This window comes from Paenarthrobacter sp. CM16 (assembly GCF_013179505.1).
In the GTDB taxonomy this organism is placed as follows: domain Bacteria; phylum Actinomycetota; class Actinomycetes; order Actinomycetales; family Micrococcaceae; genus Arthrobacter.
In genome coordinates, this window is sequence record NZ_JABMCX010000409.1 from 1 (window position 1) to 1,893 (window position 1,893).

Genomic DNA, 1,893 nt, shown 5'->3' on the forward strand with positions numbered 1-1,893 from the left:
CATTAGGAGCCGAAGAAGGACGTAGGAATCTGCGATAAGCCTGGGGGAGTTGATAACCGAGCGTTGATCCCAGGATGTCCGAATGGGGAAACCCCGCACAACGCTGCAAGGTGATTGTGTGACCCGCATCTGAACACATAGGGTGCGTGGGGGGAACGCGGGGAAGTGAAACATCTCAGTACCCGCAGGAAGAGAAAACAATAGTGATTCCGTTAGTAGTGGCGAGCGAACGCGGATCAGGCTAAACCGTTTCCATGTGTGATAGCCGGCGGGCGTTGCATGGGCGGGGTTGTGGGACTTTCCGTTCTGGTTCTGCCGGACCAGTGAGGTGATGTGCGTGCATAGGTGAACGGTCTTGAAAGGCCGGCCAGAGAGGGTGTGAGCCCCGTAACCGTAATGTTGTGTGCAGCCTGGAGAGTATCCCAAGTAGCACGGGGCCCGAGAAATCCCGTGCGAATCTGTCAGGACCACCTGATAAGCCTAAATACTTCCTAATGACCGATAGCGGACCAGTACCGTGAGGGAAAGGTGAAAAGTACCCCGGGAGGGGAGTGAAACAGTACCTGAAACCGTGTGCTTACAATCCGTCGGAGCCAGTCTGATTCTGGTGACGGCGTGCCTTTTGAAGAATGAGCCTGCGAGTTAGTGTTACGTCGCGAGGTTAACCCGTGTGGGGTAGCCGTAGCGAAAGCGAGTCTGAATAGGGCGAGTGTAGTGGCGTGATCTAGACCCGAAGCGGAGTGATCTACCCATGGCCAGGTTGAAGCGACGGTAAGACGTCGTGGAGGACCGAACCCACTTCAGTTGAAAATGGAGGGGATGAGCTGTGGGTAGGGGTGAAAGGCCAATCAAACTCCGTGATAGCTGGTTCTCCCCGAAATGCATTTAGGTGCAGCGTTGCGTGTTTCTTGCCGGAGGTAGAGCTACTGGATGGCCGATGGGCCCTACAAGGTTACTGACGTCAGCCAAACTCCGAATGCCGGTAAGTGAGAGCGCAGCAGTGAGACTGTGGGGGATAAGCTTCATAGTCGAGAGGGAAACAGCCCAGACCACCAACTAAGGCCCCTAAGCGTGTGCTAAGTGGGAAAGGATGTGGAGTTGCGAAGACAACCAGGAGGTTGGCTTAGAAGCAGCCATCCTTGAAAGAGTGCGTAATAGCTCACTGGTCAAGTGATTCCGCGCCGACAATGTAGCGGGGCTCAAGTACACCGCCGAAGTTGTGGATTTCACACATTGCCCTAGCCTTCGTGGTTCAGGGGTGTGGAGTGGTAGGGGAGCGTCGTGTGGGCAGTGAAGTCGCGGTGTAAACCAGCGGTGGAGCCTACACGAGTGAGAATGCAGGCATGAGTAGCGAAAGACGGGTGAGAAACCCGTCCGCCGAATGATCAAGGGTTCCAGGGTCAAGCTAATCTGCCCTGGGTAAGTCGGGACCTAAGGCGAGGCCGACAGGCGTAGTCGATGGACAACGGGTTGATATTCCCGTACCGGCGAAAAACCGCCCATGCCAAGCGGGGGATACTAACCGCCCGGAGCCTGCCCGCTCACCCTTGTGGTGTTGTGGGTTTTGGCCGAGCGCGGGACCTGATCCCGGGAGGTAAGCGTATTAACAGGTGTGACGCAGGAAGGTAGCCGGGCCGGGCGATGGTTGCCCCGGTCTAAGGATGTAGGGTCAGGGATAGGCAAATCCGTTCCTGTGTGCTTCGAGCACGTGCCTGAGATCTGATGGGACTCCCGTTTGGGGGGATCCGGTGATCCTATGCTGCCAAGAAAAGCATCGACGCGAGGTTTTAGCCGCCCGTACCCCAAACCGACACAGGTGATCAGGTAGAGAATACCAAGGCGATCGAGAGAATTATGGTTAAGGAACTCGGCAAAATGCCCCCGTAACTTCGG

At 56.2% G+C, this 1,893-nt stretch carries 1 rRNA gene (only partly in view); it reads left to right on the forward strand.

What is annotated here, in order from left to right:
- Positions 1 to 1,893, forward strand: a 23S ribosomal RNA gene (locus HP499_RS24930) (its annotated part continues 1,332 nt past the right edge of the window); the annotation flags it as partial.